At 41.9% G+C, this 18,542-nt stretch carries 16 protein-coding genes; 8 read left to right on the top strand and 8 right to left on the bottom strand.

Annotation, left to right across the window (positions count from 1 at the left end; all coding sequences use genetic code 11):
- Nucleotides 1-23: 23 nt before the first annotated feature.
- From ispC to lpxD, 7 genes are all read left to right on the top strand, one after another.
- Nucleotides 24-1,226, top strand: a complete 1,203-nt coding sequence (gene ispC, locus A4G13_RS06955) for a 1-deoxy-D-xylulose-5-phosphate reductoisomerase (protein WP_090656214.1) — start codon at nt 24-26, stop codon at nt 1,224-1,226.
- Between the two features lie 83 nt (nt 1,227-1,309).
- The gene (gene uppS / locus A4G13_RS06950; protein ID WP_011201087.1) at nt 1,310-2,026 is read left to right on the top strand and encodes a polyprenyl diphosphate synthase; all 717 of its coding nucleotides are present in this window, start codon (nt 1,310-1,312) and stop codon (nt 2,024-2,026) included.
- Between the two features lie 20 nt (nt 2,027-2,046).
- The gene (locus A4G13_RS06945) at nt 2,047-2,913 is read left to right on the top strand and encodes a phosphatidate cytidylyltransferase (RefSeq protein ID WP_090656211.1); all 867 of its coding nucleotides are present in this window, start codon (nt 2,047-2,049) and stop codon (nt 2,911-2,913) included.
- Between the two features lie 15 nt (nt 2,914-2,928).
- The gene (rseP, locus tag A4G13_RS06940; protein ID WP_090656207.1) at nt 2,929-4,257 is read left to right on the top strand and encodes a sigma E protease regulator RseP; all 1,329 of its coding nucleotides are present in this window, start codon (nt 2,929-2,931) and stop codon (nt 4,255-4,257) included.
- A gap of 35 nt (nt 4,258-4,292) precedes the next feature.
- Nucleotides 4,293-6,662, top strand: coding sequence for an outer membrane protein assembly factor BamA (gene bamA / locus A4G13_RS06935; protein WP_090656205.1), 2,370 nt, complete (start codon nt 4,293-4,295; stop codon nt 6,660-6,662).
- Between the two features lie 110 nt (nt 6,663-6,772).
- Nucleotides 6,773-7,315: an OmpH/Skp family outer membrane protein gene (locus A4G13_RS06930; RefSeq protein ID WP_090656201.1), complete on the top strand. Its 543-nt coding sequence runs from the start codon at nt 6,773-6,775 to the stop codon at nt 7,313-7,315.
- Nucleotides 7,315-8,340, top strand: coding sequence for a UDP-3-O-(3-hydroxymyristoyl)glucosamine N-acyltransferase (gene lpxD / locus A4G13_RS06925; RefSeq protein ID WP_090656198.1), 1,026 nt, complete (start codon nt 7,315-7,317; stop codon nt 8,338-8,340). The genes A4G13_RS06930 and lpxD overlap by 1 nt, the downstream gene beginning before the upstream one ends.
- 218 nt (nt 8,341-8,558) lie before the next feature.
- On the opposite strand, the gene A4G13_RS06920 is transcribed toward lpxD, so the two are convergent.
- The 6 genes from A4G13_RS06920 to rlmN form a co-directional block, all read right to left on the bottom strand.
- Nucleotides 8,559-9,173: a YfgM family protein gene (locus tag A4G13_RS06920; RefSeq protein WP_090656195.1), complete on the bottom strand. Its 615-nt coding sequence runs from the start codon at nt 9,171-9,173 to the stop codon at nt 8,559-8,561.
- 3 nt (nt 9,174-9,176) lie between these two features.
- Nucleotides 9,177-10,460 (bottom strand): histidine--tRNA ligase, encoded by a 1,284-nt coding sequence (gene hisS, locus A4G13_RS06915; protein WP_090656193.1) that lies wholly within the window; start codon nt 10,458-10,460, stop codon nt 9,177-9,179.
- 56 nt (nt 10,461-10,516) lie between these two features.
- Nucleotides 10,517-11,623, bottom strand: a complete 1,107-nt coding sequence (gene ispG / locus A4G13_RS06910; RefSeq protein WP_011201079.1) for a flavodoxin-dependent (E)-4-hydroxy-3-methylbut-2-enyl-diphosphate synthase — start codon at nt 11,621-11,623, stop codon at nt 10,517-10,519.
- A gap of 12 nt (nt 11,624-11,635) precedes the next feature.
- Nucleotides 11,636-12,610 carry a RodZ domain-containing protein gene (locus A4G13_RS06905; RefSeq protein WP_011201078.1) on the bottom strand — a complete coding sequence of 325 codons (975 nt, stop codon included), beginning with the start codon at nt 12,608-12,610 and terminating at the stop codon, nt 11,636-11,638.
- A gap of 152 nt (nt 12,611-12,762) precedes the next feature.
- Nucleotides 12,763-13,326, bottom strand: coding sequence for a type IV pilus biogenesis/stability protein PilW (gene pilW, locus A4G13_RS06900; RefSeq protein WP_165898050.1), 564 nt, complete (start codon nt 13,324-13,326; stop codon nt 12,763-12,765).
- A 42-nt stretch (nt 13,327-13,368) separates the two neighbouring features.
- Complete coding sequence (rlmN, locus tag A4G13_RS06895) at nt 13,369-14,484, bottom strand: dual-specificity RNA methyltransferase RlmN (RefSeq protein WP_090656187.1); 1,116 nt, start codon at nt 14,482-14,484, stop codon at nt 13,369-13,371.
- Nucleotides 14,485-14,862: 378 nt separating this feature from the next.
- On the opposite strand from rlmN, the gene A4G13_RS06890 reads away from it, so the two are divergent.
- A complete protein-coding gene (locus A4G13_RS06890) occupies nt 14,863-16,260 on the top strand; it encodes a DASS family sodium-coupled anion symporter (RefSeq protein WP_041640006.1) in 1,398 nt (465 codons plus the stop codon).
- A 134-nt stretch (nt 16,261-16,394) separates the two neighbouring features.
- Here A4G13_RS06890 and cpxA read toward each other — a convergent pair whose 3' ends face one another.
- Together cpxA and cpxR are read right to left on the bottom strand one after the other, a co-directional pair.
- Complete coding sequence (cpxA, locus tag A4G13_RS06885; protein ID WP_090656185.1) at nt 16,395-17,786, bottom strand: envelope stress sensor histidine kinase CpxA; 1,392 nt, start codon at nt 17,784-17,786, stop codon at nt 16,395-16,397.
- Nucleotides 17,787-17,818: 32 nt separating this feature from the next.
- Nucleotides 17,819-18,526 (bottom strand): envelope stress response regulator transcription factor CpxR, encoded by a 708-nt coding sequence (gene cpxR / locus A4G13_RS06880; RefSeq protein WP_011201073.1) that lies wholly within the window; start codon nt 18,524-18,526, stop codon nt 17,819-17,821.
- Nucleotides 18,527-18,542: the final 16 nt, after the last annotated feature.

The following is an 18,542-nucleotide window of genomic DNA, read 5'->3' as shown; positions in this document are numbered from 1 at the left end:
CGGCAGGCTTCCTTATTAACGCTATGAAAAAACAAAACTTAGTTATCTTAGGCTCGACCGGTTCAATCGGCAAAAGCACGCTTTCCGTTATCGAACATAATCCTGAAAAATATCACGCTTTCGCGTTGGTAGGCGGTCGCAACGTGGATTTAATGGTTGAGCAGTGCGTGAAATTTCAGCCGGAATTCGCCGCGCTTGATGATGAGAACGCAGCCAAACAGTTAGCGGAAAAATTAAAAAGTGCGGGCAAAAAAACGAAAGTTTTGGCGGGGCAAAAAGCTATTTGCGAATTGGCGGCGCACCCTGAAGCGGATCAGGTAATGGCGGCGATTGTCGGTGCGGCGGGGTTGCTCCCGACATTATCGGCTGTGCAGGCGAGTAAAACGGTATTGCTTGCTAATAAAGAAACCCTGGTTACTTGCGGGCGGATCTTTATTGATGAAGTTAAACGCACCAAAGCACGCTTATTGCCGGTAGATAGCGAACATAATGCGATTTTCCAATCGCTTCCTCCCGAGGCGCAGCAACAAATCGGTTTTTGTCCGTTAAAAGAATTGGGGATCAATAAGATTGTATTAACCGGATCCGGCGGTCCGTTCCGTTATACGGATTTGACGGAATTCGACAATATTACGCCCGAACAGGCGGTAGCGCATCCTAACTGGTCAATGGGCAAGAAAATTTCCGTTGATTCCGCTACCATGATGAATAAAGGGCTGGAATATATTGAAGCTCGTTGGTTGTTTAATGCCGGCGCGGAAGAAATGGAAGTGATTATTCATCCGCAATCTATTATTCATTCGATGGTGCGTTATATTGACGGTTCCGTTATCGCACAGATGGGTAATCCCGATATGCGAACGCCGATTGCGGAAACCATGGCTTATCCGGGGCGAATTGTTTCGGGCGTTACGCCGTTAGATTTTTATCAGCTAAGCGGATTAACTTTCTTAAAACCCGATTATGAGCGCTATCCTTGTTTAAAATTAGCGATAGAGGCTTTTGCCGCAGGTCAGTATGCAACCACGGCAATGAATGCGGCAAATGAAATTGCGGTCGAAGCATTTTTAAATCGGATGATAAAATTCACCGATATTGCGCGAGTGAATGCCAAGGTGGTGGAATTAATTCAACCGCAGCAGATTAATTGTATTGATGATGTATTGGCGGTTGATAAGCAGTCCCGTTTGGCGGCCAAAGAGGTGATCGTTTCTTTGAAAGCATAAAGAAATCCGTACAGGCTCTAACACATAGGCCTAACTTATGATATATTCACCGCGAAAAGTGCGGTTAAAAATTTAATAAAATAATGAAAGAACTAGATCTTAATAATATTCCTAAGCATATTGCGATCATTATGGACGGCAATGGACGTTGGGCTAAACAGCAAGGGAAAATGCGAATTTTCGGACATAAAAGTGGGGTACGAGCAGTGCGTCGTTCGGTTTCTTACGCCTGTCAAATCGGGGTTCAGGCGCTCACCTTATATGCTTTTAGCAGTGAAAACTGGAATCGTCCGGAACAGGAAGTCAATGCTTTAATGACTTTATTCATGCAAGCTTTGGATCTCGAAGTGAAAAAGCTGCATAAAAATAATATTAAACTCAAAGTTCTTGGTGATATTTCCGGCTTTAGTCCTAAATTGCAGGAAAAAATCGCCAGAGCGGAAACTTTAACGGCAAATAATGACAGTTTAACGCTGAATATAGCTGCCAATTATGGCGGGTGTTGGGACATTGTTCAGGCAACCAGACAGATTGCTCAGCAAGTTAAAGACGGAAGTTTGACAATATCGGAGATTACGGAAGAACTTTTTCAACGGAATCTGGTCACAAAAGAGCAACCTCCCGTGGATTTGTTGATTCGTACCAGCGGAGAACAACGCATTAGTAATTTCTTATTGTGGCAAATTGCCTATGCCGAATTGTATTTTTCCCATGTATTATGGCCCGATTTTAACGAACAGGAATTTAATCGCGCTATTTATGTCTATCAACAACGCGAACGCCGCTTCGGGACTAGCTAAAATAATTAGAGGATAAACCTTTGCTTAAAGAACGTATTTTATCGGCAATTGCGTTAATTGCCGTGGTATTTGCCGCTTTATTTTTATTTTCTCCTTTTTACTTTGCTCTTTGTTTGGGCGCGGTGGTCACGCTTGGTGTGTGGGAATGGACACAGTTTGCCAAAATTAAAACCGAAGTTTGGCGATATGTTATCAGTGCTATTGCAGGCACGTTTTTGTTCCTTTGGATTTATAGTCATCATAGTTATCTTAATGCCGGCAGAGTGTTTGACGGTTTAGCCGAGCCGTTGTTACTTGCCGCCGTTATTTGGTGGATTGCCGCATTCTTTTTAGTAATAAATTATCCTAAATCCGCTTCAATCTGGAGTAAGTCTTTAATTTTGCAAATTATTTTTGCATTCTTCACGCTGTTACCGTTTTTTATCGGTGTACTTAAATTACGTTTAGACGGTTATATCATAGATGCTCATCACGGCGTGGTATTATTGCTTTACGTATTTATTTTGGTCTGGGCGGCGGATAGCGGCGCTTATTTTGCCGGTCGAAAATTCGGAAAACATAAATTAGCACCTAAAGTATCGCCCGGAAAAACCTGGCAAGGCGTAATCGGCGGTTTAATTACCGCTTGCGTGCTGGCTTTTATTTTTCAAACTATTGCCGGCGAGTCTTTATTTAATCGCGGTTCGACTTTCTCTTTAACTCTGTTATCGGTTGCCACGGTGGCAATTTCCGTGCTGGGCGATTTAACGGAAAGTATGTTTAAACGAGAGAGCGGAATCAAAGACAGCAGTCAACTAATTCCCGGCCACGGCGGTATATTGGATCGTATTGACAGTCTTACCGCAGCCGTACCGTTTTTTGCTTATTTTTATTTCTTTGTGCTGTAAGGATATCGTTTCATAATGTCATTTTTGTGGTCGTTACTTTCGTTTATCATCGCTATTAGCGTACTGGTTTCGGTACATGAATACGGGCACTTTTGGGCTGCAAGAAAGTGCGGTATAAAAGTTCATCGTTTTTCTATCGGCTTCGGCAAGGTGTTATGGCGTAAAGTTGACAAGCATGGTACTGAGTTTGTCGTATCTATGTTGCCTCTCGGGGGGTACGTGAAAATGCTTGATGAACGTAATGAGGAAGTGCCGGAAGCGTTAAAATCTCAGGCTTTTAATAATAAATCCGTATTACAACGCGCTTTTGTTGTGATAGCGGGTCCTTTAGCCAATTTTCTATTTGCAATTGTGGCTTATTGGGCGATTTATACGATTGGTATTCCTAGTGTAAAACCTGTAATCAGCGCCGTTCAGCCGCAATCTATTGCCGCGCAGGCTCAATTACCTGTTGATAGTCAGATTGTTGCGGTTGACGGCACTGCAACGCCCGATTGGGAAACCGTTAATATGGTTTTGGCTTCTAAATTAGGCAACCGGCAGGTTCAATTGACCTTAACGCCATTCGGTGAAAACATGGAATTCCGTAAAACCCTGGATCTCAGCCGGTGGAAATATGATCCGGAAAAAGAAAGTGCTTTTGGTTCCCTGGGTATTGAGCCGGTGTCCGGTAAAGTCGAAATGAAGATTTCCAAAATTATGGAACACTCGCCTGCACAGAAAGCCGGATTGCAAATCGGCGATATGATTCGTCAATCCGATGGTGAGGAAATAAATTGGCAGGCTTTTGTCAAACTGGTTCAACAAGGTAAATCAATTCCGTTACAAATTGAACGGGAAGGCGTATTGTTTGATGTGATATTAACGCCGGAATTTACCGATAAACGCTGGCTTGTAGGTATTTCGCCAACCTTTGAACCGCTTAATGATAAGTATCGTAGCGAATTAAAATATGATATGCTTGAAGCCTTGCAGAAGGGCGTTGAAAAAACGGCGCAACTTTCCTGGTTGACGATTAAAGTTATCGGTAAATTATTTTCAGGCGATTTATCTTTAAATAATTTAAGCGGACCAATTTCCATTGCTAAGGGGGCGGGTATGTCTTCCAGCATAGGTTTGGTTTATTATTTAAGCTTTATGGCTCTTATTAGTGTCAACCTTGGAATAATGAATTTATTTCCTTTACCTGTTTTAGACGGTGGTCATCTGATTTTTTTAGCGGCCGAAGGAATTATGCGGAAACCGGTTTCCGAAAGAATTCAAAACATAGGTTATCGAATTGGTGCGATCCTGTTACTCATGTTAACGGCTTTCGCTTTATTCAATGATTTCTTACGTTTGTAATTAAAAAACTAATCTTATTTAGGATAATAGTAACGATGAAAAAACTCTTAATTGCTAGTTTACTACTGGGTTCCACCAGCGCTATAGCTGCGCCGTTCGTTGTGCAGGATATTCGAGTTGACGGCGTGCAGGCAGGTTCGGAAGGTAAAGTGCTTGCCGGCTTACCCGTACGCGTCGGTCAACGAGCAACAGACGGCGACATTGCCAATGTGGTAAAAACTTTGTTTGCCCGCGGTTATGATAATGTGAAAGCCGCCCGAGACGGGAATACTTTAGTTATTTCCGTTGAGCAACAACCTGTGATTGCCGATGTGACCATCGACGGCAACAGCTCGATTCCGACCGATGCGTTAAAACAAAACCTGGATGCAAACGGGTTTAAAGCGGGTGAAGTTTTAAATCGTGAAAAATTGGAAGCGTTCCGTCAAGGTATTCAGGAACACTATGAAAGTACCGGGCGCTATAACGCGAAAGTTGAAACAATCGTGAATAATTTGCCGAATAATACCGCTGAAGTTAAATTGCAAATTAAAGAAAACGATGTAGCGCTATTAAAAGGAATTTCATTTGAAGGTAATCAGGCTTTTGACAGCGATACTTTACAGGAACAAATGGAACTTCAACCTGATGCCTGGTGGAAATTTTTCGGTAATAAATTTGAGAACAATCAATTCGGTAAAGATTTAGAAACAATCTCTGATTATTACCATAATCATGGCTATGCCAAATTCCGCGTAACGGATACCGATGTTCAATTAAATGATGAAAAAACCGAAGCAAGAGTTAAAGTCGGTGTTAATGAAGGCGATTTATATACCATTAAAGACGCCCGTATTGTCGGTGATGTAGCTGGTATGCAGGATGAATTACAACCGATTTTAAAAACCATTCACGTGGGCGAAATGTATCGTCGCGGCGAATTGCAAAGTGTTGAAGAACAAATTAAAGCAAAATTGGGCGAACGCGGTTATGCTAATGCTACGGTAAACGTACATCCTGATTTTGATGAAGAAAATAAAACGATTGCGGTAACCTTTATTGTTGAAGCCGGTCGTCGTTATTCCGTTCGTCAGATTCGTTTTGAAGGCAATACGGTGACTGCAGACAGCACATTACGTCAGGAAATGCGTCAGCAAGAAGGATCTTGGTTATCTTCTCAATTGGTTGAACTGGGTAAAGTGCGGTTGGATCGTACGGGTTTTTATGAGTCGGTAGAACATCGTACGGAAGAGGTTCCCGGCAGCGATGACGAATTAGACGTTATTTATAAAATCAAAGAACGCAATACGGGTAGTATCAATTTCGGTATCGGTTACGGTACGGAAAGCGGGTTTAGCTATCAAGCCAGTGTGAAACAGGATAACTTCTTAGGTATGGGTTCGTCCGTCAGTTTATCCGGTTCCCGTAATGACTATGGTACAAGCGTGAGTTTAGGTTATACGGAACCTTATTTTACAAAAGACGGCGTGAGTCTTGGCGGTAATATTTTCTATGAAAAATATGATAACTCTGACAGTGATACCGAAGCTTCATATGCGCGTACGACTTATGGTGTGAACACGACATTAAGTTTTCCGGTAAATGAAAATAACTCTTACTATATGGGATTAGGTTACGCCTATAATAAATTAAAAAATATTACGCCGGAATATAACCGTGAAAAATATATGAAATCAATGGGTTATGATGAAACAGGCGACTGGCGTTTCAAGGCTCATGATTTTACTTTCTCAACAGGTTGGACATTTAATAACTTAAATAGAGGATACTTCCCGACCAAAGGGGTAAAAGCGACACTCGGCGGAACCGTGACCATTCCTGGATCAGATAACAAATATTATAAATTAAATGCTGATGTAGTGGGTTATTATCCGTTGGAACGTTCGCAAACCTGGGTACTTTCGGGTAAAGCGACGGTGGCATTTGCCGATGGTATGGGCGGTAAAAAATTACCGTTCTACCAAAACTATAATATCGGCGGCATTGGTAGTTTACGCGGTTTCTCTTACGGCGGTGTAGGTCCGAATGCGATTTATATTGATTCTAATGGTAATTATACGCAACTTGACAGCGATGTGGTGGGCGGTAATGCAATGGCGACGGCGAGTGCAGAGTTAATTGTGCCTACTCCGTTCGTTGCCGAAAAAAATCAAAATTCCGTTCGCACTTCATTCTTTGTCGATGCCGGTAGTTTATGGAATACACATTGGAAAGCCGAAGATAAGGCAAGATTCCCGACATTACCGGATTATAGTGATCCGTCCCGAATTCGCGTTTCTGCCGGTGTAGGTTTCCAGTGGCAGTCACCGATTGGGCCGTTGGTATTCTCTTATGCGAAACCGATCAAAAAATATGATCGTGACGATGTGGAACAATTCCAATTCAGCATTGGCGGCACATTTTAATTTGAGATGGAACTTATCTTAAATTAGTAAGTCGAATAACCATGTTCGTATTAAATCTAAATGAGATTTGATACGAAAGTTTTAATCTTAATACAAGGAAATATAACGTAATGAAAAAAGTCGTAAAAGCAACCGCACTTTCTCTAGCATTAGCACTAACTTCATCTATGGCAATGGCTGCTGAAAATATCGCATTTATTAATGCCGGATATTTATTTCAACATCACCCGGATCGTGAAGCGGTAGCGAAGAAATTAGATAGCGAATTTAAAACGCAAGCCGATAAATTAGCGGCAAATAAGAAATCAATTGATGCTAAAATCGCTTCTTTGCAAAAAGATGCGCAAAATCCTAAGAACCGTCCTTCAGAATTGAAAAAACGTGAAGATGAAATTAATAAATTAATGAAAGATCACGATGAAGAAGTTCGTAAATTCCAAGTAGAAAACGATAAACGTCAAAATGAAGAACGTGCGAAATTATTAGAAGGCATTCAAGTTGCGACTAATAATATCGCAAAAGATAAAGGTTATACTTACGTATTAGATGCAAATTCAGTTGTATTTGCCGCAGACGGTAAAGATATTACCGAAGATGTGTTAAAAGCAATCGGTGGTAAAGCTGAAACAAAACCGGCGGAAGCAACTAAATAATGAGTGTTTATTCGCTTAAAGAATTAGCTGAACATATCGGTGCTACCTCAAGGGGTAACACCGATGTTGTTGTTGACAGTATTGCCCCTCTTGATAAAGCGCAAGCTAACCAATTAACTTTCATTTCCAATGCGAAATTTCGCCCTTTTTTAGCACAATCTCAAGCCGGGATTTTGGTGGTTTCTGAAGCCGATATCGAATTCTGCAGTGCTAATAGCAATCTTTTAATCACGAAAAGTCCTTATGTTGCCTATGCTTTATTAGCCCAATATATGGATACGACGCCAAAAGCCGCTTCAGATATTGCATCGACCGCCGTTATTGCCAGTTCGGCAAAATTAGGTACGAATGTTTCTATCGGAGCAAATGCCGTTATTGAAGATGGCGTTGAATTGGGCGATAACGTCGTGATTGGCGCGGGTTGTTTTATTGGTAAAAATACTAAGATTGGCGCTAATACCCAGTTGTGGGCGAATGTGAGTATTTATCACGAAGTACAAATCGGTTCGGATTGTTTGATTCAGTCGGGTGCAGTAATTGGCGGCGACGGATTCGGCTATGCTAATGAACGCGGGCAATGGATTAAGATTCCGCAAACCGGTAGCGTTATTATCGGCAATCATGTGGAAATCGGCGCTTGTACTTGTATCGACCGGGGCGCGCTGGATTCTACGGTGATTGAAGATAATGTAATTATTGATAATCTTTGCCAAATTGCGCATAACGTACATATAGGTACGGGAACGGCTGTCGCCGGCGGTGTTATTATGGCTGGCAGTTTAACGGTCGGTCGCTATTGTCAGATTGGTGGTGCGAGCGTGATTAACGGCCATATGGAAATTTGCGATCAGGCAATTGTTACCGGTATGAGTATGATTCTGCGTCCGATTACCGAACCAGGTATTTACTCTTCGGGTATTCCTGCGCAAACTAATAAGGAGTGGCGTAAAACTGCGGCATTAACCTTAGATATTGATAAGATGAATAAGCGGTTAAAAGCCCTGGAGAAAAAATTAGCGGATTAAACATTCCGGAATATTTTATTATTAATAATCTATTGTTCTGTACCGGTTAACGCGAGAATAGAAAAAGGTTAAGGCTGTGCTTTAGCCTTTTATTTCTATTGTATGTCAATATGTTATGCGGCAAGTCTATTAAGCATTATATAAAAAAGGGTTAAGAACTTCGCGGAAGACTTAACCCTTTTTATTAAATTTTGACTGCGCTGAAAATCAGCGTAAAATTATAAATTATTTAACCGCACTTGCAGCCATTGTTGCTCCAATGCGGAAGCATTTTTCTGTGCTTGTTGATAAGCGGCTTTAGCACCGGCTTTATCACCTTTAGCCAGTAAAATATCGCCGTTTAGAATTTGTTTACGGCTATCCCAGCTGGTATCCTTCACAAGATTTAAGCTTACCAGCGCGCCGTCAAAATCTTTTTGTTGAAATTGCACGTTAGCCAAGCGTAATGCCGCAATAGAAGCAAAAATTTCATCAGGCGCACTGTTTAATGCTTGTTTTAATGCGGTTTCCGCCTGCGAAAAATCCTGTTTTTCGACCGCAGTTTTCGCCTGCTCAAATAAAGCTAAAGCCGCATAACCGCTTTTGCCGTTTTGTGCAATAAATTCAGCCAGATTATCTTTTTGAGCCGCAGGATCTTGACGGAATTCGTAAATAACCTGCTGATACTGATCCGATAATTGGTGATGCTGGCTTAATTGATAGCTTTGCCAATAACGCCAGCCGAATACGCCTGCGATTGCGATAATTACCGAAACAATAATAGTTTTGCCGTTTTCTTTCCAGAAATTTTTAATTTCATTAATTTCTTGTTCTTCTAAACTGGTATAAGCCATATATTATTCCTTAAAAGATGTTTTTAAATGATCAATAACAGCTTCTAAAGCAACGGTTTGTTGCTCTGCGCCACCTAATAAGTCTTTGACAACCACTTGCTGGTTTTGCACTTCCGATTCGCCGATCACAAGAGCAATTTTTGCGCCGCTTTTATCTGCGCGCTTAAACTGTTTCTTAAAATTGCCGCCACTGCAATGCATCATCGTGCGTAAGTGCGGTAGTTCGGAACGCACTTTTTCTGCTAACCGGAATGCGGCGGATGCGGTATTTTCTCCGGCAAAAATCAGATAAATATCCACCGCACTTTGAGGTAGGGGAATCGCTTTATTAACTTCCTGCACTAACAGAATAAGACGCTCCAATCCCATAGCAAAACCTACACCGCAGGTAGCGTGCCCGCCGAGTTGTTCAACCAATCCGTCGTAACGACCGCCGCCGCATACTGTGCCTTGTGCGCCAAGAGCGGTGGTCACCCATTCAAACACCGTTTTGTTGTAATAATCCAATCCGCGAACTAATTTGGGATTTATTTCGTATGAGATGCCTATATTATCTAAAATTGCGCAAAGTCGGGCGAAATGCTCACGGCTGTCATCGTCTAAATAATCTAATAATTTAGGCGCATTATTTAATGCTTGCTGCAGCGCTTCGTTTTTCGTATCTAAAATCCGTAATGGGTTTTTGAGCAAGCGCTCTTTTTCTTCTTCGTTCATTAGACCCACATATTGTTGTAAAAATTCAACTAATGCGCTGCGATAGTTGGCACGGGCTTCTAATGAACCGATAGAATTAAGTTGCAAAGTGACATGTTGCTCAATGCCAAGTTCTTTCCAAAGACGAGCGGTTAAGATGATAAGTTCCGCATCGATTTCCGCGTTGGCAATACCAAAAACTTCTACCCCGGCTTGATGGAATTGGCGATAGCGTCCTTTTTGCGGACGTTCGTAACGGAACATCGGTCCCATATACCATAGGCGCTGTTCCTGATTATAAAGTAAACCGTGTTCAATACCCGCGCGTACGCAGCCTGCAGTACCTTCCGGGCGCAATGTTAAACTTTCGTTATCGCGGTCATTAAACGTAAACATTTCTTTTGATACCACATCAGTCACCTCACCGATTGCACGCGCAAATAACGGTGTGTTTTCTACGATTGGCATACGAATTTCAGAATAGCCATAGCTCGCTAAAGTCGAACGAACTTTTGATTCTACCCATTGCCATACCGGCGTTTCTGTGGGCAGGCAATCATTCATACCTCGGATTGCTTGGATTGTTTTTGCCACAATAATTTTCCTATAGTTTAAAAAAACGGTACGGTTTAAAAGTACCGGACGATGAATTATAAAATACGATTTTTCGGATCCTGAGCGGCGATTTTCGCACGGATTTTTGCTTCTAACTGATCTACAATATATTCATTGTCGAAACGCTCTTTTTGACGTTCGCCGTTAAGATAAAAGCCGCTTTTCTTGTTACCGCCGGTCACGCCGAGATCCGAAACCAAAGCTTCGCCCGGGCCGTTTACCACACAGCCGATAATGGACACATCCATTGGTGTGATAATATCTTCAAGGCGTTGTTCAAGGGCGTTAACCGTACCGATTACGTCAAATTCCTGACGGGAACAGGTAGGGCAGGCAATAAAATTAATTCCTCGGGAACGAATACGCAGAGATTTTAGAATATCAAAACCTACTTTGATTTCTTCCACCGGATCAGCCGCCAGGGAGACACGCAAGGTATCGCCGATCCCCTCCGCTAAAAGCATACCCAAACCCACCGCACTTTTTACCGCACCGGCCCGCGCACCGCCGGCTTCGGTAATACCTAAGTGCAATGGTTGTTTAATTGCTTTTGCCAGTAAACGATAGGCTTCTACCGCTAAGAAAACATCCGATGCTTTTACACTGACCTTAAATTGATCAAAATTTAATCTGTCTAAAATTTCTACGTGACGTAATGCCGATTCCAATAAGGCTTCCGGTGTCGGCTCGCCATATTTTTCCTGAATATCCTTTTCTAAAGAACCCGCATTAATGCCGATTCGAATCGGGATATTCTTATCTTTGGCGCAGTCAACAACCGCACGAATGCGGTCTTCACGGCCGATATTGCCTGGATTTATACGCAAACAGTCCACACCGTATTCCGCTACTTTCAGGGCGATACGGTAATCAAAGTGAATATCGGCAACTAACGGCACTGAAGATTGTCGCTTAATTAATTTAAAAGCTTCGGCGGCTTCCATAGTCGGTACCGAAACGCGGATAATATCCGCACCGACACGTTCCAGCGCTTTAATTTGCGCAACCGTCGCCTCTACGTCGGTTGTACGAGTATTAGTCATTGATTGTACGGCGATAGGCGCATCTCCGCCTACAGGCACATTTCCTACATATATTTTAGTCGATTCGCGACGTTTGATAGTTGGTTTAAATGCTGACATTGTTAAAGTTCGTTATTGTAATTTAAATTTAGCGACACGACCGTCCACTTTTAACGGATAAGCTTCACCTTTATAAGTGATTTTAACGTTACCCGGCGCTCCGATAATAACTGAATAAGGCGAACCTTCGTTAAAGGTTAAAATTTCGCCCTGTTTATATTCTTTTTGTGCTAAGACTTTGCGTTTAGCATCTTTTACGCTGATCCAACAATTTACGCCGGTGACTTCAATCTGCAAGTCTCCTGCAGTTACGGTTGCCGGCTCCGTAGTTTCGTTATCGGTCGGCTGAGCCTGTTCCGGCTCGGTGCTGTGTTGTTGCAACATGGCTTGCGCCGTATTGGTTTGCTCCGCCGTTTGCTGAACCGGTTGAGTTTCATTAGTTACTACCGGCGTGTTGGCCACTACAGGGGCGATTTCCACACTTTCATTGGTATTCGCTTCTGGTACCGGCGTTGATGCTTCCGGTATGGTTTGAATTGCCGGGATTTCAACGACGTTGTCGCTCCGTTCAGCGGTTCTGTCTTCCGTTGCGACATAATTCTGAACTAAATTATCACGTTCGTTATTTGATTGTTGATAGTTTTCCCACCACCAAAGCGCAGTCATTCCCGCAACGAATAAAACCACTAAGGTTGTTAAATAGCCGACCCAACGACTATGAGCCGCATGAGGGTTAACCGAATGTTTAGTACGGGAATTCTTATTTAAATCGTTTTTAGGTTCTTCGGCAAAGTTCGGCATGGACGAAGTCAACAGACCATCCGGTAATTTTAGAAATTTTGCATAGTTACGCACATAACCTTTCATAAAGGTCGAGGGAATCGATTTTTGTACAAATTCATCATTTTCAATAGCCTGAATAATTGCACTACGCAAATTGAGTTTAGCGGCTACCTCATCAATGGAGATGTTTAATTTTTCGCGAGCCCGGCGTAGTTGTTCACCAAGAGAAAGGGGGGATTGGTCTGATATTGTTTGATTGTCCATAGATAAATAGTTTATTTTTTAAAGCAAGACGGAAGTTGGTAAAGTTTAAAGTTGTATCCTTAGTTTTGCAACCTTTATTACATAGAATTCCCGAATAAAATGCCCCGGTACGGAGACATGATGAATCCTGACGAAATATTAAACGAAAAGGTTTAGTTCGATATATTTTCTAATTTGGCGGCGCGCTTGGGATCCAATTTTTCTAATTTTGCTAAATAACGTTGAAAACGCTCATTATTTTTAGCTGATAATGCACAAAGCGCCAAGTTTTCGTAGCTATCGGTTTGACGATAATAATTGGGTGATTGAAGCGCCTGTTCGAATTCGTCGTAAGCTTGTTCAAATTGTCCTTGCGAACAGAGAAAAGTGCCGTAATTGTTATGTACGTCACCCTGATTATTATCTAAATCAATGGCTTTTTGATAATGGATGCGCGCTTGTTTGACGTTACCCAGTTGTTGATGAAAATAAGCTAGTGCCGAATGGGTTAAATAATATTGAGGCGCGTGTTCCAGCGCTTTATCGAAATTTTGTTTAGCCTGATTGATATTTTGTTGATGTAAATAGGCTAAGCCTAATTCAATACGGGCTTTAGCCGCCTGTTGTTTAGCTAAATTTTCCGCATTTACCTGGGGAGACGAGCTACAGGCTGAAAGTAACAGTGAAATAAATAAGGAAAAAAGTGCGGTCAATTTTTGTTGAAATTTGAAAGTCATCATTCTTCCTTATTTATATGGCACGTTTACAAGAGTTGGAATTTATTGTAATTGAACGTCAATGTTTTGTCCGAACTGGCGCTTTGCAGCCGTACGTTTTGTGCGATCAATAACATCTCCCGCCAGCTGGCCGCAGGCGGCATCAATATCATCGCCGCGGGTTTTACGCACGATAACGGTAAAACCGTATTCCATCAAGGTTTTTTGGAATTTGTCCACCCGCGTATTTGAACTCTTGCCATAAGGTGCTTGCGGGAATGGATTCCATGGAATCAGGTTAATTTTACAAGGTGTATTTTTTAGTACTTCAGCCAATTGATGAGCGTGTTCAATGCTGTCGTTTACATGATCCAACATAACATATTCGATGGTTACTTTGCCGTGATTGGCGTTAGACACGCTTAAATAACGGTTTACCGAATCAATTAACATTTTAATATTATATTTTTTATTAATCGGCACAATTTCATCGCGCAACTCGTCATTCGGCGCGTGCAAAGAAATTGCCAACGCTACATCGATCATGCCGCTTAAGTTATCCAATGCGGGAACTACACCGGAAGTCGATAATGTAACGCGGCGTTTTGACAAACCATAAGCGAAATCATCTAACATCAGTTCCATTGCCGGTACTACATTCGCTACATTTAGTAAAGGTTCGCCCATCCCCATCATAACTACATTGGTAATGGGGCGAATACCGGTCACGCCGAATTCGCCTATCACTTTTGATGCCCGCCATACCTGCCCGATGATTTCAGACACCGTTAGGTTACGGTTAAAACCTTGTTGCGCGGTCGAACAGAACGTACAGGCTAAAGCGCAGCCTACTTGCGATGAAACGCAAAGAGTGGCGCGATCGGCTTCAGGGATATAAACTGTTTCGATTTGCTGGTCGCCCACCTGCATCGCCCATTTGATAGTGCCGTCTGCAGAACGTTGTTCAACGGCAATTTCCGGCGCTTTGATTTCCGCTACCGCTTTTAATTTCTCGCGTAATTTCTTATTAATATTGGTCATATTGTCGAAGTTATCTTCGCCAAAGTGATAGATCCATTTTACGAGTTGATCCGCTCGGAAAGGTTTTTCGCCTAATTCTTTAAAAAACTCGCGCATTTGTTGGCGGGTTAGGTTCATTAAATTAATTTTTTCAGTCATATTGCCTCTATTGTCTCGTTGTTACACCTTGTGACTTAGGGGATCCGTTTTTCGTTGACAGATCTTAATAAAGGGCGACATTCTACTGATTTATTTCTCATTAATCTATCAATTTTCCAAAACTTGCGAAATTTTAACCGCACTTTTTGCGATAGTGATTCCAATTTTTACAAAACATCATAGGAAAACCTGTTTATGATGATAAAATTTGAACGAAATCCGGTGAAAAATGTTCACAAAAAGCGTTGATTTACAGTTTCTGCTGTGTAAGATGCAAATATTCTTTGAAGTAAATCACAAATTTATAACATTTATATTGCGTATAATTAACCAATTGCTAACTTAGTAAAGCCGTACATTGACTTGAGGGTAAACTTTATGAATACGCAAACTTCCGTTTCTCCACCGTCCATCTTCTCTAGAAATTCGCTGATTTTTATGGCGGATGTGATTATTTTTGCATTGTTATTAGCCTTTCTTCCTTTTGAGCAAAATGTGAATAAAGGTTTGGCGTTACTTGTATTTGTGGGTGTGTTATGGCTGACCGAAGCTTTAAACGTTACCGTAACCGCCGTATTAGTGCCGTTACTCGCCATTGGTTTAGGCTTAGTCACCACTAAAAATGCCTTAGTTGCATTCGCGGATCCGACTATTTTCCTGTTTTTCGGCGGTTTTGCTTTGGCAACGGCATTACACATCCAAAAATTGGATCGTTTAATTGCTAATCGTATTATGGCTTTGGCAAAAGGGAATTTATTCATTGCTGTGCTGTATTTGTTTAGTGTGACCGCATTTTTGTCAATGTGGATTAGCAATACGGCGACGGCTGCAATGATGTTACCGTTAGCAATGGGAATTTTAAGCCAATTGGATCGTGAGCGAGAGCATAATACCTATACTTTTGTTCTGTTAGGTATTGCTTATAGCGCGAGTATCGGCGGTATGGGGACATTGGTAGGCAGTCCGCCTAATGCAATTGTCGCCTCTCAGTTGCACCTGACTTTCTCCGATTGGTTATGGTACGGTATGCCGGTTATGATCATATTAATGCCTTTGATGATCGGTTGTATGTATGTTATTTTCAAACCAAGACTGAATATACGTTTTACTCAGGATTTTGAAAAAATAGAGATGACAACCCCTAGAATTATTACTTTGCTTATCTTTATTTTAACCGCCGTTTTATGGGTGTTCAGTTCCTCCGTAAATCCGATGCTTTCAGGTTTGTTAGGTTTGCCGAAAGATATTGCCAGCTTTGATAGCGTGGTTGCATTATTAGCAGCGGCTTTGATTTGTATTTCCGGCGTCGCTTCATGGAAACAGATTCAGGATAATACCGAATGGGGCGTGTTGCTGTTGTTTGGCGGCGGCTTGACTTTAAGTGCGGTATTAAAAGATTCCGGCGCGAGTAAAGTTATGGCTGACGGTATCGTATTTCTTATCCAGGGCGGACATTTTTACGTAATCGGTTTGATTGTTACCGCCTTTATTGTTTTCTTAACGGAATTTACCTCTAACACCGCAAGTGCCGCCTTATTGGTGCCGATTTTTATCTCTATTGCGCAAGCATTAGGGATGCCGGAGATGGGCTTAGCGTTATTAATCGGTTTAGGTGCATCCTGTGCGTTCATGTTGCCGGTAGCCACACCGCCGAATGCCATTGTGTTTGGTACAGGTGAGGTTAAACAAAGTGATATGATTCGTGCCGGTGTTGTGCTGAATATTCTGTGTATCTTTGTTATCGGTACCATAGGTTATCTATTCTGGTTCGGTTAATGCAGAAAACTTTATAAAAACCGACCGCACTTTTATATCAGTACTCGGATGATAAAAAGGCGGGCTACTTAAGTTAGCCCGCCTTTTTATATGTTTGACTATAAACTGTCGCTCGCCAATTTTATTTCGGATGTTTATTTGTCTAAAGGTAATTTCATCGTAATACATAAGCCTTTAAGACGGCTTTTATTCGCACCGATTTCCCCGTGATGCTGTTTGATAATATTCAGTACAATGGCTAAGCCTAAACCTGTTCCGCCCGTACTACGGGTGCGTGCGGTATCCACTCGATAGAACGGGGTAAAAATTTTGCTATATTCGCTTTCCGGCACACCGATACCGTCATCGTCAATATCAATGCGAAGATAATTATTTTCAAGTGTAAACGTCGCTTCAATAGATGTATTGGTATATTTCAGCGCGTTACGCAATATATTTTCCAGGGCACTGGCTAATGCGGAACGGTTACCGTTAATTGCATATTTTGCAACATCGGGAATCTTGCAGGTTGCTTTAAAGTGGATATTTCTTTGTTTCGCTTCAAATTTGGTATCTTCAAGTACGTCTTGCCAAATTTCGGTAATCGGAAAGCGTTCCCGTTCAAGCTCGGATTTTAATTGATTGCGGGATAGCTGTAATAGATCATTGATCATTTGATCCAAACGTTCTGCTTCCGTTTCAATACGGGTTAACTCTCTGCTTTCTCCTTGCCGGCGGCGAATTAATGCAACGGCTAACTGCAAGCGGGTTAAGGGCGTTCTTAATTCATGAGAAATAGAATAGAGTAGGGCTTGCCGGGTTGACAGTAAATTATCCAGCGACTCGGTCATTTGGTTGAGACTTTTACTTAATTGGCGTAGTTCATAAACACCGCTTTCTTCCAATTCTTTGTGCAGGGTGAAATCACCTTTAGATACAAGGCCGGCAAAATGTTGCAAACGACGTAAAGGGTGGGCAATCCGCCAGGCCAGCCACCATAATATCGGCGATGAAAACAACATAATAAGAAAGACAATCAGCGCCGGGTGGTCAAAGATAAAGTTAACGCCTTCTTTTTGTGGGTTAACCGTTTTTACAAAATACAGTAAAAAGGGTTCGTTTTCCGGTGTGTTGAGATGAACGATAAAAGGCCCGGCAAGCTGGATATTATTAAAATTTCTCACCATTGGTGCGGAAACATTGGCGGATTGCAGCACAAATTGCTGTACCGTCGGCAATTCATCGGGAAGCGCACCGATAATGCGTTTGTTGCTATCCATTAAAATAGGGCGGATTGGTGCCGTGGAATCAATGGCAAATTTAGCGGGGGCAACAAGTAATCGTGAAATTTGATTAGTGCGAATCGAGGTAACAATCTGCTTTTGATATGTTTCCAGTTGTTCGCTTGTTAAGGCGGAATAAACCCGGTTATCCAGGCTTGGAATAAAAAAGGCAAGCAATAATAATAGAGTAAAGGTAAACCAGAAAATAGCAAAAATTTGCGTTGTAACGGACTGTAAATGATTGCTAAGTTTCTCTATTATCATGACATAACCCGATGGGACTTGGGGTGGAACCCCTAGTCAGTTAATAAAATATAACCACGTCCGCGCAAGGTTTTAAACCAAGGAAAATCATCGGGTCTGGTCGGTAGTTTTTTACGTAAATTTGACATATGCATATCAATTGAACGGTCAAAAGATGTCAGGTTTTTACCTAGTGCTTCAAGACTCAATAATTCGCGAGAAAGCACTTCGCCCGGATGTTTGATTAATACGCACAATAAAGCGAATTCCGTTCCCGTTAATTCGAGATCCTGGCCCTGATACATGACTTGCTGGCGACCGGGATAGAGAGTCAGACCGGCAAATTCAATCGCCTTACGCTCTTCGAAAGGGGTTTCTTCTTCGCTAGATGCCGATTTGTTTAATACGGAACGGCGTAAAATCGCTTTGATTCTGGCGACTAATTCGCGATCATTAAAAGGTTTTGGTAAATAATCGTCGGCGCCCAGTTCTAAACCTAGAACGCGATCGATTTCATCACCGCGAGCCGTTAACATAAGAACGGGCGTAGTAAAATTCTGTCTTAAACGTTTTAATGTTTCGATACCGTTTAAAACCGGCATCATGATATCAAGAAGAACTATGTCGTAGCTTTCGTCAATTTTTGCTAACGCTTCTTCGCCGTTGCATGCGATTTGAACTTCAAAACCTTCTAACGACAATAATTCCGAAAGCAATTCCGTAAGTTCCGTATCGTCGTCAACTAATAAAATTTTAGCCATGGTGAATCCTTTTTAA

The organism is Basfia succiniciproducens (assembly GCF_011455875.1).
GTDB lineage: Bacteria > Pseudomonadota > Gammaproteobacteria > Enterobacterales > Pasteurellaceae > Basfia > Basfia succiniciproducens.
The sequence above is the reverse complement of the archived record's forward strand: the minus strand, read 5'-3'. Positions and strand labels throughout refer to the sequence as shown.